The 12,021-nt window shown below is 71.2% G+C and carries 11 protein-coding genes; 7 read left to right on the plus strand and 4 right to left on the minus strand.

Going from position 1 to position 12,021, the window contains the following annotated elements:
- Positions 1-155 precede the first annotated feature (155 nt).
- Positions 156-1,832, minus strand: coding sequence for an MFS transporter (locus ACFWGP_RS17445; protein WP_275506813.1), 1,677 nt, complete (start codon positions 1,830-1,832; stop codon positions 156-158).
- Positions 1,829-2,866 carry a glutaminase A gene (gene glsA / locus ACFWGP_RS17450; protein WP_231430687.1) on the minus strand — a complete coding sequence of 346 codons (1,038 nt, stop codon included), beginning with the start codon at positions 2,864-2,866 and terminating at the stop codon, positions 1,829-1,831. Before glsA ends, ACFWGP_RS17445 begins: the two co-directional genes overlap by 4 nt.
- A 169-nt stretch (positions 2,867-3,035) precedes the next feature.
- Between glsA and ACFWGP_RS17455 the strand changes: the two genes are divergently transcribed.
- A complete protein-coding gene (locus tag ACFWGP_RS17455; protein ID WP_376931467.1) occupies positions 3,036-3,968 on the plus strand; it encodes a cytochrome b/b6 domain-containing protein in 933 nt (310 codons plus the stop codon).
- Between the two features lie 115 nt (positions 3,969-4,083).
- Here ACFWGP_RS17455 and ACFWGP_RS17460 read toward each other — a convergent pair whose 3' ends face one another.
- Together ACFWGP_RS17460 and ACFWGP_RS17465 are read right to left on the minus strand one after the other, a co-directional pair.
- Positions 4,084-4,851 carry an ankyrin repeat domain-containing protein gene (locus ACFWGP_RS17460; RefSeq protein WP_376931468.1) on the minus strand — a complete coding sequence of 256 codons (768 nt, stop codon included), beginning with the start codon at positions 4,849-4,851 and terminating at the stop codon, positions 4,084-4,086.
- Positions 4,844-5,521, minus strand: coding sequence for a FadR/GntR family transcriptional regulator (locus ACFWGP_RS17465; protein WP_231430690.1), 678 nt, complete (start codon positions 5,519-5,521; stop codon positions 4,844-4,846). Before ACFWGP_RS17465 ends, ACFWGP_RS17460 begins: the two co-directional genes overlap by 8 nt.
- A 114-nt stretch (positions 5,522-5,635) precedes the next feature.
- Here ACFWGP_RS17465 and ACFWGP_RS17470 point away from each other — a divergent pair, with 114 nt between their 5' ends.
- From ACFWGP_RS17470 to ACFWGP_RS17495, 6 genes are all read left to right on the plus strand, one after another.
- Complete coding sequence (locus ACFWGP_RS17470) at positions 5,636-6,733, plus strand: amidohydrolase family protein (RefSeq protein WP_376931469.1); 1,098 nt, start codon at positions 5,636-5,638, stop codon at positions 6,731-6,733.
- Between the two features lie 98 nt (positions 6,734-6,831).
- Positions 6,832-8,460, plus strand: a complete 1,629-nt coding sequence (locus ACFWGP_RS17475; RefSeq protein WP_376931470.1) for an ABC transporter substrate-binding protein — start codon at positions 6,832-6,834, stop codon at positions 8,458-8,460.
- A 2-nt stretch (positions 8,461-8,462) separates the two neighbouring features.
- A complete protein-coding gene (locus tag ACFWGP_RS17480) occupies positions 8,463-9,413 on the plus strand; it encodes an ABC transporter permease (RefSeq protein WP_376931471.1) in 951 nt (316 codons plus the stop codon).
- The gene (locus ACFWGP_RS17485) at positions 9,410-10,300 is read left to right on the plus strand and encodes an ABC transporter permease (RefSeq protein ID WP_231430694.1); all 891 of its coding nucleotides are present in this window, start codon (positions 9,410-9,412) and stop codon (positions 10,298-10,300) included. The genes ACFWGP_RS17480 and ACFWGP_RS17485 overlap by 4 nt, the downstream gene beginning before the upstream one ends.
- On the plus strand, positions 10,297-11,148 hold the full coding sequence (locus ACFWGP_RS17490; RefSeq protein WP_275506819.1) for an ABC transporter ATP-binding protein: 852 nt from the start codon (positions 10,297-10,299) through the stop codon (positions 11,146-11,148). Before ACFWGP_RS17485 ends, ACFWGP_RS17490 begins: the two co-directional genes overlap by 4 nt.
- Positions 11,145-11,975 (plus strand): ATP-binding cassette domain-containing protein, encoded by an 831-nt coding sequence (locus ACFWGP_RS17495; RefSeq protein ID WP_275506820.1) that lies wholly within the window; start codon positions 11,145-11,147, stop codon positions 11,973-11,975. The genes ACFWGP_RS17490 and ACFWGP_RS17495 overlap by 4 nt, the downstream gene beginning before the upstream one ends.
- Positions 11,976-12,021: the final 46 nt, after the last annotated feature.

Below are 12,021 nucleotides of genomic sequence, written 5' to 3' on the forward strand. Positions count from 1 at the left end.
TCGCGGTCGATCGCGAGGACCTCGGCGCCGACCTGCGCTCCTGGCTCATCGACTACACCGACACCCTCACCCCACCCACCCACTGACGATGGCGGGAGCGGGCGCCGGGACGCCTCCGTCGCGGCACCCCGGCACTCGCGCCCCGGACCAGCGCATCAGACGTCGTCGCCGCCCGCGGCCATCGGGTCGGGGATCTCCTCGGGCTTGTACTTCGGCAGGCGCGACGCGGGCAGTGCCGCGAGCGCGCTGAGACCGGCGAGCACGAGGAACCCGAGGCGCAGCGTGTTCAGCCGCTCCTCCTCGTTGATGGCGACGGCGGCGTCGATCTGCTCGGGTGTCGCGCTCGTCTCCTCGAACTTCGCGCGCAGGTCGTCGTTGCTGACGAAGTTCACCTGGCCGAGGCCGACCTCGGCCTTCAGCTCCTCGGGGATCTCGGGGTGCTCGACCGCTGCCTGCGTGAAGTTGAGCGTGAGCATCGTGACGAGCAGGGCCCCCATGAGCGCGGTGCCCACCGCGCTCGCGAGGTTCTGCGTCGTGCCGCGGATGGAGCCGACGTCGCCGGCGAGTTCCTTGGGAGCCGCGGTCACGAGCACGTTGAACACGAGGGTCACGAGCGCGCCCTGGCCGATCCCGAACACGATGAGCCCGACGATCGTCGGCACCGTCTCCCAGTTGTTCGTGACCACGAACGCGAGCCAGATCAGCGCGGCCGTCGTCAGCCCGAACGCGAACAGCGCGATCGTGCGCGGGCTGTGCCGACGATAGAAGCGCACGATGAGCGTCGCCGTGACGAACACCGTGAGGTTGAACGGCATCATCGCGAGCGAGGTGTCGAAGGGGGTGCGCCCCTGCACCACCTGGATGTACGTCGGCACCGTGAAGTTCACGGCTGCCTCCATCGCGACGATGATGAACATGGCGTAGACGGCCGCCCGCTCGGTCGGCTCGCTCAGCACGCCGAGATCGACGAGCGGAACCCGGCCGAGCCGCATGCGGCGCTTCGTCCACATGAAGAAGGCCTGTCCGAGGATCAGCCCGACGACGACGAACACGGGCGCGGGGGAGAGGCCGAGCACGGAGAACGGCGCCCCGGGCTCGGCGAGCAGGATGCCCCACGCGTTCAGGTTGTTGAAGCCGAGCGTGAGCAGCACGATCGCGGCGCCGATGAGCGCAGACGCGACGAGGTCGATGCGGATGCTCCGGTCGCCCCGGTCGCCCCGCAGCCTGAAGCTCAGTGCGAATACGGCGACGGCGAGCCCCAGCGTGATGAAGAACACCGGACGCCAGCCGACGAGCGTGCCGAGCGTACCGCCGATGAGGAAGGCGCTGATGCCCGAGAACGCGCGCGCCGAGCCGAGCGAGCCGACGGCGGTGGCCTGCTGGTCGCCGCGGTAGTTCTCGGCGATCAGCGCCACGAGTGCGGGCACGATGATCGCGGCGGAGGCGCCGGCGAGCACCTGGCCCGCGATCGCCCAGCCGATCGTCGTCGAGAGGATCATCATGACCGACGACACGGCGAACACCGCGACGACGACGCGGAAGATGAGCACCCACCCGATGCGCTGGCCGAGCTTCGCGCCCGTCATCACGAGGGCCGCGACCGCGAGGCCGTAGACGACGATCGTCGTCGATGCGACCGTCGGCGGCACGCCGAAGTCCTCGACCATGCCGCCGAGCGAGATCGGCAGCGCGGCGACGTTGAACGACATGAGCACCTGGGCGAGGAAGAGCCCCACCATCGGCGCCCACGAGCGGCGTTCGACTGCGTGCGGTGCCGGCCCCGAGGCATCCGCCCCGTTCGCGCCGTTCGTGGTCGGTGCGGGTGTGGTCATCGCAGGTCTCCTTCGTCGGTGGGCGCGGTTCGCGCCACGAGCGGCTGTGGGTCGGAGGCGAACAGGTTGAGTCCGAGGGCGCGTGACAGGTAGGCGCAGGCGCGCTGGCCGCGCACGCTGTTGCCGGCCTCGTCGAGCGGCGGTGAGAAGACGCCGACCGCCCCCTTGCCCGGTGCGACGGCGACGATGCCGCCCGAGACGCCCGACTTCGCGGGCAGTCCGATCTCGAAGAGCCATTCGCCCGAACGTTCGTACATGCCGCACGAGGCGAGCAGTGCGAGGGTGTCCCGTGCGGTCTCCGCCGAGACGACGCGCTCACCCGTGACGGGGTTCACCCCGCCGTCGGCGAGCGTCGCGCCCATGACCGCGAGATCGCGCGCGGTGACCGCGAGCGAGCACTGCCGCGTGTAGACGTCGACCGCCTCCTCCGGGTCGATGGCGAGCCGGTCGTAGCTCTGCAGGAGCCGGGCGAGCGCCTGGTTGCGGTGGTTCGTGAACGACTCCGAGCGGTACACCTCGCCGTCGAGTGCGAGCGGCCGGCCGGCGAAGCGGCTGAGCCCGTCGCGGATCAGCTGCCAGCGCTCGTCGGCGTGGCCGGCCGGCACGAGCGCGGTCGTCGCGATCGCGCCCGCGTTCACCATGGGGTTCATCGGGCTGCCGCCGTTGAGCTCGACCGCGACGACCGAGTTGAACGCGAGCCCCGTGTTGTTCACCCCGATGACCTCGTGCACGGCTTCGTGACCGATCGCGTCGCACACGAGCGCGAAGACGAACGCCTTCGAGATCGACTGGACGGAGAAGGCGAGCCCGATGTCGCCTGCGAGATGCTCGCCGCCGTCCGCGCCCACCACGGCGAGACCGAACCAGGCGGGATCGGCCTCGGCGAGGACCGGGATGTAGTCGGCCACGGTGCCCTCGTGGAGGTCCGCATAGCGCGCATGGGCGGCCGCGACGAGTTCGTCGACGTGGTCCTTCAACGGCAACGACCCGGTCGAACTGCGCTGGGCGACGTCGCGAGCGTCCGATTCGAACATGCCCCCACTCTGGCGCGCCGAGCCCGATCGCGCGAGCATCTGCCCCGTCCGTCGCCGAATCCCCGGCGCGCCCGCGTCACGTGACGGCGCGGAGTTGCGCCGTTCGCGGGCCTTTGTCACGCTGAGTGACGTGCCCTCAACCTCGCGCCCCGGGTCACGGGGACTCTCCGTGAAGCGAGCCCTGCTCCTCGCCTGCGGCGCCGTCATCCTGCTCGTCGTCGCCGTGGTCGTCGCCCGGTTCCTTCGCACCGCGCCGGCCGTGCAGGACTTCATCGCGGAGTACCCGGGCCACAGCCCGCTGCCCGAGGGGGCGCCGGTGGGCATCCCGGCATGGCTCGCGTGGCAGCACTTCTTCAACGCCTTCTTCCTGGTGATGCTCGTGCGGACGGGGCTGATCATCAGGTCGAAGGCGCGGCCGCCGGCCTTCTGGACGCGGGACAACACCCGCTGGCCGCGCACGAACGGGGCGCCGCGCCGGCTCGGGATCTCGGTGTGGCTGCATCTCGTCGTCGACGCGTTCTGGGTGCTCAACGGCGTCGTCTACGTCGTGCTGCTGTTCGCGACGGGGCAGTGGCTGCGCATCGTGCCGACCAGCTGGGACGTCGTGCCGAACTCGATCTCGGTCGTGCTGCAGTACCTCTCGCTCGAGTGGCCCGTCGAGAACTCGTGGGTCTCGTACAACGACGCGCAGGTGCTCGCGTACTTCGCGATCGTGTTCATCGCCTCGCCGCTGGCGATCCTCACGGGACTGCGGCTGTCGCCGGTGTGGCCGATGCGGGGGGCGCTCGCCTCGGCGCCGCCCGAGCGGTTCGCGCGGGCGCTGCACTATCCGGTGATGCTGTTCTTCCTGCTCTTCACCGCCGTGCACGTCGTGCTCGTGCTCGCGACCGGCGCCCTGCACAACCTCAACCACATGTACGCGGCCCGCGAGAGCGACGACTGGGTCGGGTTCGCGGTGTTCGCGGTGTCGCTCGCCGTCATGGTCGCCGGCTGGGTGCTCGCCCGGCCGCTCCTGCTGGCTCCCGTGGCCGAGCGCTTCGGCCAGGTGAGAAGGATGCCTCCGGCTCCTGCCGCTCCGGCGCGCAGCGCCGCTCGCAGCTGAGGCGCGGCTCGCCGCTGCTCGTGCGGGATGACCCCGCCGAGGGTGCGGTCGTGGCCCGCTGCGGGGAGTCGAACGCATGCGCGGCGAGCGCGCGCCACGAGGCATCCGCCTCGAGTCAGCTCGCCGCGTCGATCTCGGCGACGATGGCGTCGTAGCCGCGCTGTGCGGCGAGCCGGCGGGGGAGCACCCCGTCGCCGTCGGGGATGGACGGGTCGGCGCCGGCCGCGAGCAGCAGTCGGACCGTCTCGACGTGCGCGTCGTCGCCGTCGCCCAGCACGATCGCCTCGTGCAGCGCCGTCCAGGCGAGGTTGTTGACGTGGTCGACGGGGACCCCCGCCTCGATGAGGATGCCGACGGTCTCGACGTGCGCGTGCTCGCTCGCGGGGATGAGCGCGGTGCCGCCGTAGCGGTTGGTGCTCTTCGGGTCGGCGCCGTGCGCGATCGTGAGGCGCAGGATGTCGTTCAGGCCCTCCGCCCCGGCGTAGAGGAACGCCGAGTCCTCGATGCCGTCCTTCGCGTTCGGGTCGGCGCCCGCCTCGAGGAGGGCTCGGGCGACGGCGACGTCGTTCGCGCGGGTCGCCGTCACGAGCACGGGCCGGCCCTCGCCGTCTCGCGCGTCGACATCGGCCGAGTTCGCGATCGCGCGCTCGACGCCGGCGAGGTCGCCCGCGGCGGTCGCGGAGACGATGAGGGCGGTGGCCCGGTCGGGCGTCATCTCGGGGGTGGGCACGGCGGTCTCCTCTGCGGTCGGGGCGGTCGTGGCGGGCTGGGCCGATGCCGTCGGGACCCCCGTCGGTCCGGGCCGGGCAGTGCATCCGGCGAGCAGCCCGACGGCGACGAGCGCCGTCACCGCGAGGATCGGCTGCGGCCGGCGGTCAGGCATCGAGCGAGCGCTCGGTCTGGTCGAGCACGCCGAGCGCCGCGGCGGTCGCGGCCTCGGGGTCGGCGGCCTCGATCGCGCGCAGCAGCTGCTCGTGCAGGTCGACCGCACTGGGATCGGCATTGTTCGAGAGGCACGAGTTCTGCGCGACCGAATGCCGCAGCGACGAATCGAAGCTCGCGTAGATGCCCACGAGCAGCCGGTTGTGCGAGGCGGCCGCCACGCCGACGTGGAACGCGACGTCGTGGTCGGCGAAGGCGTCGACGTCGTTGCGGTCGATCGCCGTGCGGCGATGCTGCAGCTCCTCCCGGAGGGCCGCGACGTCGTCGTCGTCGCGGTGCGTCGCCGCCTCGCGCGCCGCGAGCACGTCGAGCGCGCGGCGCACGGCGAGCACCTCGCGCGCGTCGGCGACGCCGAGCGCGCGTCGGAGGGCGACCTCGGTGGCGTCGCTCGCGATCACGTAGGTGCCGTCGCCCTGTCGTGTCTCGAGCAGCCCGAGCTGCGCGACCGAGCGCACCGCCTCGCGCACCGACGGGCGGCTCACGCCGAATGTCTCGGTGAGTTCGGCCTCGGTGGGGATCCGCGTGCCGACGGGCCAGGCGCCCGTCGCGATCTCGGACTGCAGGCGGTCGACGACCGAGTCGACGATCGACCTTCGCTGGATGGGCTTCACGATTTCCATTCTCTCGATCTTCCGCTCCCGGGGGAATGTATGGTTATCATACATCTTACAAATCTCGCGCCGGCAGACCCCGGCCGACCCTCACGGACAAAGGAGTTCGTTCGCATGACCGACACGACCGCCACGACGGCCGAGCTGGCCGGCGACCACCGCTCGGCGACGGGCATCGTCGCCGCTCCGGGGCTCGTCGACGCCCACATCCACCCCGACAAGTCGAGCTGGGGCGGTCCGTGGATGTCTCGCCGTCGTGCCGGCTCACTGCCGGAGTTCATCGCGAACGACCTCGCGACGCAGCGCGCCTACACCCGCAGCGTCGAAGAGCGCGCCCACGCGCTGCTCTCGACCGCGCTCGCGCAGGGCACGCTCGCGATGCGCGCGCACGTCGACGTCTCCAGCGAACTCGGCACGAGGAACGTCGAGGGCGTGCGAGCTGCCGCAGAGCGCCTCGCACCGTGGCTCACGGTGCAGATCGTCGCGTTCCCGCAGTTCGGCCTGCTCACGAATCCGGGAACCGTCGAGGCGATGGCCGCCGCGCTCGACAGTGGTGCCGACCTCGTCGGCGGCATCGACCCGCTCGGCCTCGAGGGCGACGTCGACGGCCACCTCGACGCCGTCTTCGGGCTCGCCGAGCGCGCAGGACGCGAGATCGACATCCACCTGCACGACGGCGGCGAGCCGGGCCTCGCGCAGATCCGCGAGATCGCCCGGCGCACGCGAGCAGCCGGCCTGCAGGGGCGGGTCACCGTGAGCCACGCGTTCGCGCTCGGGGATGCCTCGCTCCCGACGCTCGGCGCGACGCTCGACACTGTGGCCGATGCCGGGGTGTGGATCGCGAACTGCGCCCTCGGCGACGACCCCGTGCCCGATCTCGACCAGCTCGGGCGTCACGGCGTCCGCCTGGTGGCCGGCAGCGACGGCGTCCGCGACTCCTGGACGCCGTTCGGCTCGGGCAGCATGGTCGATCGCGCGCACCTGCTCGCGTATCGCACGGGCGCCATGACCGACGACGAGCTCGAGCGCTGCTACCGCATCTGCTCGACCGAGGGGGCGAGCCTGATCGGCGTACCCGACCTCGCCGAGTTCTCGGGCCCGGAGCACCCGACCCGGGTCGAGTTCGCCGGCGAGTCGATCGCGCAGATCGTGGTCGACCGTCCCGGCCCCGTCAGCGTGATCCGCGACGGGCTCGTGTTCGACCGGCGCTGAGCCGGCCCGCCGCACCCCTTCCGATCTCCACCCACCCACCCATCCGAAACACCCCCACCACCCCTCATCCAGAGACACGACGACAAAGGAGTTCCCCCGTGTTCCGACGCCGTATCACGCTCACTGCAGCCGCCCTGGCTGCCGCGAGCCTCGCCCTCGCCGGCTGCACCGCGCAGTCGACCGACCAGAACGCTGAGGCGGCGCTCGCCGTCGACTTCGACAACCTCATCACCACCACGGAGTCCGGCACCGCGCCGGTCGACGAGGTGACGTGGAACCTGCCGTACGAGCCGATGTCGCTCGACCCGCAGTTCGGCTACAACTACGCGGAGAACACGGCCACCGCGAACCTCTGCGAGAGCCTGCTGCGCATGAAGCCCGACTTCTCGGTCGAGCCGGGCCTCGCGTCGGGGGTCACCCAGCCCGACGACACGACCGTCGTCTACACCATCCGCGACGGCGTCACGTTCTGGGACGGCACACCGCTGACGGTCGACGACGTGGTCTACTCGCTCGACCGCCAGGTCGGCGAGACGGCCACGAGCTACTTCTCGAGCTACTTCCAGAACGTCGAGTCGGTCGAGGCGACCGGCCCGAACGAAGTCACGGTGAAGCTCACCCAGCCCGACGTGCTGTTCACCCAGGCCATGGCCACCGCGGCCGGCGCGATCGTGCAGAAGGCCGCGGCCGAGGCGCAGGGCGAGGCGTTCGGCACGCCCGACGGCGGTCTCCAGTGCACGGGCCCGTTCTCGCTCGAGGCGTGGAACTCGGGCAAGAGCATCGAGCTCGCGGCGAACCCCGCCTACTGGGACGGCGCGCCGCTCGCGTCGAAACTCAGCTTCAGCTTCATCGCCGACGAGTCGACGGCGGTCAACGCCCTCCGCACGGGCGAGGTCGACGGCCAGTACTTCTACCTTCCGCCCGCCGGCCTCAGCCAGCTCACCGACAGCGACGAGGTGACCGTGACGTTCGGCGACTCGCTCGTGTTCTGGACGATGATGACGACGAACTTCGACGGCGGCCTCGGCGACGACCGCATCCGCCAGGCGCTCTCGCTCGCGATCGACCGCGAGGCGCTCACGAAGGTCGTCTTCCAGGGCGCCGGAATCCCCGCCACCACCCTCGCCGGCCCCGCGTACTGGGGCTACGAGGAGGAGAAGTTCGCGAAGGCGTTCGACGGGTTCTCGGCCGACCCCGACATCGAGGAGGCGAAGCAGCTCGTGGCCGAGGCCGGCACGGTCGCCCCGATCGTGCTCGCCGTGCAGGGCAGCTCGGCCGTGCACGAGCAGACCGCGAACGTCATCCAGGCCGCCGGCCAGGCGATCGGCCTCGACATCCAGACCAAGGTGATCCCGGTCGAGCAGTTCGGCAACCTCTACTTCGACCCGGCGGCGCGTGAGGGCATCGACGGCTTCTTCACGACGCAGTACGGCAGCTTCGCCGACCCGACCGACGTGTACCAGATGTTCGCGAGCACCGACAGCCACAACTACGCGGGCTGGGACCACGCAGACGACGCGATCTTCGCGGCGCGCGCCGAGACCGACGAGGCCGCTCGTGCCGACCACGTGATCGACGCGCAGCAGACCATCACCGACGAACTGCCCTGGCTCCCGCTCGCCTACGAGCCGGTGACCCTCGTGCAGAACGACCGCATCTCGGGTGCGACTGCCTCGTTCGCCTACCTCTACACGCCGTGGGCGGCGACGCTCGGCGGCGTGGAGTAACCATGTCGGCCGGCTCCTACCTGTTGCGACGCGTGGGCGGGCTCCTGCTCGTCCTGCTCGTGACCTCCTTCCTCGTCTTCGGACTGCTGTACCTCGCCCCGGGAAGCCCCCTTGCGTTCATCCTCGGGCCGCGCGGCGGCACACCCGAGCAGATCGCCGCGGTCACCGAGCAGTACCACCTCAACGACCCCTTCCTCGTGCGCTACGTGGCCTGGCTCGGCGACATCCTCCACGGCGACCTGGGCTACTCGATCGTCTACCGGCAGGACGTCTCGACGCTGATCTCGGGTCGCGTCCCCACGACGCTCGTGCTCGTGTCGATGGCGGCCGTGATCATCGCGGTGGTCGGCATCCTGGCGGGGACGTACGCCGCGCTCCGGCGCGGCTGGAGCGACCAGCTCACGTCGACGCTCGCGGCGGTCGGGCTCTCGACGCCGTCGTTCGTGGTCGGCGTGGCGCTGATCAGCATCTTCGCCGTCACCCTCGGCTGGTTCCCGACCTTCGGGTCGGGAACCGGCGGGATCGACACGCTGTACCACCTCACCCTGCCGGCGATCGCCCTCTCGGTCGCGAGCGCCGCCTATCTCGCACGCATCACGCGTGCGGCGGTGCTCGAGGAGAGCGGGCGCGAGCACGTGCAGACCGCGACGGTGCGGGGTCTCGCGCCACGGTACATCGTCCGGCACCACGTGCTGCGCAACTCGCTCGTGCCGATCGTCACGGTGCTCGGCCTCACGATCGCGACGCTCATCGCGGGCGCCGTCGTCGTCGAGAACGTGTTCGCGCTCGACGGGCTCGGATCGCTGCTCGTGCGGGCGATCCTGCAGCGCGACTTCGCGGTCGTCCAGGCCGTCATCCTCGTCCTCGTCGTCGCGTTCGTCGTCGTGAACGCGGTCGTCGACTTCCTCTACACGTTCATCGATCCGCGCATCGCGCTCGGGAGCCGGCAATGACCACCCCATCCACCACGAGCCTCGCCGTCGCGCGCGTGACGCGGGAGCGACGCCGAGCGGGCGTCGTCACCGCGACGCGAGACCGGCTCGGCGTCCTCGGCTGCACCGCGGCGGCCGTGCTCCTCGTGATCGTCGTCGCCGCGCTGTTCGCGCCGATCGTCGCACCCTACGATCCCGACTTCCCCGACCTGCTGGCGGCGCTGTCGGGGCCCTCGCCGGCGCACCTGCTCGGCACCGACGCACTCGGCCGCGACATCCTCTCGCGGCTCATCTGGGGCGCGCGCATCACGCTCGCCGGCCCAGGTCTCGTGATCCTGATCGCGACCGTCGTGGGCGTCCTGCTCGCGCTCCTCGCCGCGTGGCGCGGCGGCCGCACCGACACGGTCATCACCTGGCTCCTCGACGTGCTGTTCGCGGTGCCTGGCATCGTGTTCGGGCTCATCGCCGTCGCCATCTGGGGCCCGGGCCTCGGCACCGTCGTCGCCGGGCTCTCGATCGCCTACATCCCCTACGTGGCCCGGGTCGTCCGCGGTGCCGCGCTCCGCGAGCGGAACATGCCGTACGTCTCGGCCGCGTGGCTGCAGGGGCAGTCGGGCACGGGCATCACGTTCACGCAGGTCCTGCCGAACGTGCAGCCGATCGTGGTCGCGCAGGCGGTCTCGTCGCTCGGCTTCGCCGTGATCGACCTCGCCGCCGTGTCGTTCCTCGGGCTCGGCGTGCAGCCGCCGACGGCCGACCTCGGCCTCATGGTCAAGAGCGGCTTCGACTCGATGCTGCGCGGCCACCCGATCGAGGCGATCGCGGCCGGCACGCTCATCGTCGTGATCGTCTGGTGCGTCACCGTCATCGGCGACCGACTCACCTCCAGCGCAAGGAGCCTCCGATGACCGCACCACTGCTGCGCCTCGACGACGTACGGGCGACCCTGCGGCTCAAGGGCGGCGAGCAGACCCTGCTCAACGGCGTCTCGCTCGAGATCGGCGAGGGCGAGGCCCTCGGACTCGTCGGCGAGTCGGGGTCGGGCAAGTCGCTCACCACTCGCGCGATCACCCGCATGCTCGGACCCGAGTTCGCCGTCACCGGCGAGATCGAGTTCGGCGGGGCGTCCGTGCTCGGCATGAACGCCGCGAAGCTGCGGCGCTACCGTTCGCAGGACGTCGGCATGATCTTCCAGGACCCGCGCGCCCACGTGAATCCGGTGCACCGCGTCGGCGACTTCCTCACCGAGGCGCTCGTGCAGAATCGGGGCGTCGATCGCCGCGAGGCCGAGCGCCGGGCGGTCGTGCTGCTCGACGAGGTCGGCGTGCGCAATCCCGAGCACCGGCTGCGCCAGTACCCGCACGAGCTCTCCGGCGGGCTGCTGCAGCGCGTGATGATCGCGAGCGTGCTGCTCACCGAGCCGAGGCTCATCCTCGCCGACGAGCCGACGACCGCGCTCGACGTGACCGCGCAGTCCGACGTCATGGCGATCCTCGACGAGCAGCGGCGTGCCCGCGGGCTCGCGCTGCTGTTCATCACTCACGACCTCGAACTCGCCGCAGCGTGCTGCGACCGACTGGCCGTCATGTACGCCGGCGAGATCGTCGAGCAGGGCGCGCACGTCTACGACGCGCCGAGCCACCCCTACACGGTCGAGCTGCTGGGCGCTCGACCGAGCATCGACGAACGAGCCGACCGGCTGCCGGTGCTGCGCTACAACCGTGAGACCCACGAACTGATGAAGGCGGAAGCATGACCGACAGGACCGAGCCCATCGTCGTCGCGCGCGGGCTGCGCAAGGTGTTCCCGGGGCGAGCGAAGGACGAGCCGATCGTCGCCGTCGACGAGGTGTCGTTCGAGCTGCATCCCGACGAGTGCCTCGCGATCGTCGGCGAGTCGGGCTCCGGCAAGACGACGGTCGCGCGCATGCTCGTCGGCCTCGAGACCCTGACCGGCGGCGAACTCACCGTTCGCGGGGAGTCTCGCGCCGGCGGGGTGAAGCGGCTCGCCGACCGCCGTCGCTGGGCGCGGGAGGTGCAGTACGTGTTCCAGGACCCGTACTCGTCGCTCAACGGACGGCAGCGTGTCGGCGACATCGTCGAGACGAGCGTGGTCCTGCACGCCAACCGCTCCGGGCGCCGAGGCTCAGCCAGGACGGCGGCGCTCGAGATCCTCGAGAGCGTCGGCCTCGGCGAGCAGTTCGCGTCGAAGTACCCGCATCAGCTGTCGGGCGGGCAGCGCCAGCGCGTCGCGATCGCGCGCGCGCTCGCGGCCGACCCCGCCGTCATCGTCCTCGACGAGGCGGTCGCGGCGCTCGACGTGTCGATCCAGGCGCAGATCCTCAACCTGCTCGCCGACATCCGGGCCGAGCGGGAGATCAGCTACCTCTTCATTTCGCACGACCTGGCCGTCGTCAACCAGATCTCCGATCGCATGATCGTGATGGAGCACGGCATCGTCGTCGACTCGGGCGAGACCGCGGGCCTCCTCGCGAACCCGGTGCACCCGTACACGCGCTCGCTGCGCGCGGCCGTGCCTCGCCCGGGATGGCGGCCGGTGCGACGCGACCGGCTCGCCTCCTGAAGGGCCGGGCGCCGCTTCGATTCCGCAACCGGCCGGCCGGACGCTT

The organism is Agromyces sp. NPDC127015, assembly GCF_042725165.1.
Taxonomy (GTDB): Bacteria; Actinomycetota; Actinomycetes; order Actinomycetales; family Microbacteriaceae; genus Agromyces; species Agromyces chromiiresistens.

What these genes read in the sequence shown, in the direction of transcription:
- ACFWGP_RS17445 (WP_275506813.1), bottom strand. Translation starts at nt 1,832, where the DNA reads ATGACCACACCCGCACCGACCACGAACGGCGCGAACGGGGCGGATGCC.
- glsA (WP_231430687.1), bottom strand. Translation starts at nt 2,866, where the DNA reads ATGTTCGAATCGGACGCTCGCGACGTCGCCCAGCGCAGTTCGACCGGG.
- ACFWGP_RS17460 (WP_376931468.1), bottom strand. Translation starts at nt 4,851, where the DNA reads ATGCCTGACCGCCGGCCGCAGCCGATCCTCGCGGTGACGGCGCTCGTC.
- ACFWGP_RS17470 (WP_376931469.1), top strand. Translation starts at nt 5,636, where the DNA reads ATGACCGACACGACCGCCACGACGGCCGAGCTGGCCGGCGACCACCGC.
- ACFWGP_RS17480 (WP_376931471.1), top strand. Translation starts at nt 8,463, where the DNA reads ATGTCGGCCGGCTCCTACCTGTTGCGACGCGTGGGCGGGCTCCTGCTC.
- ACFWGP_RS17485 (WP_231430694.1), top strand. Translation starts at nt 9,410, where the DNA reads ATGACCACCCCATCCACCACGAGCCTCGCCGTCGCGCGCGTGACGCGG.
- ACFWGP_RS17490 (WP_275506819.1), top strand. Translation starts at nt 10,297, where the DNA reads ATGACCGCACCACTGCTGCGCCTCGACGACGTACGGGCGACCCTGCGG.
- ACFWGP_RS17495 (WP_275506820.1), top strand. Translation starts at nt 11,145, where the DNA reads ATGACCGACAGGACCGAGCCCATCGTCGTCGCGCGCGGGCTGCGCAAG.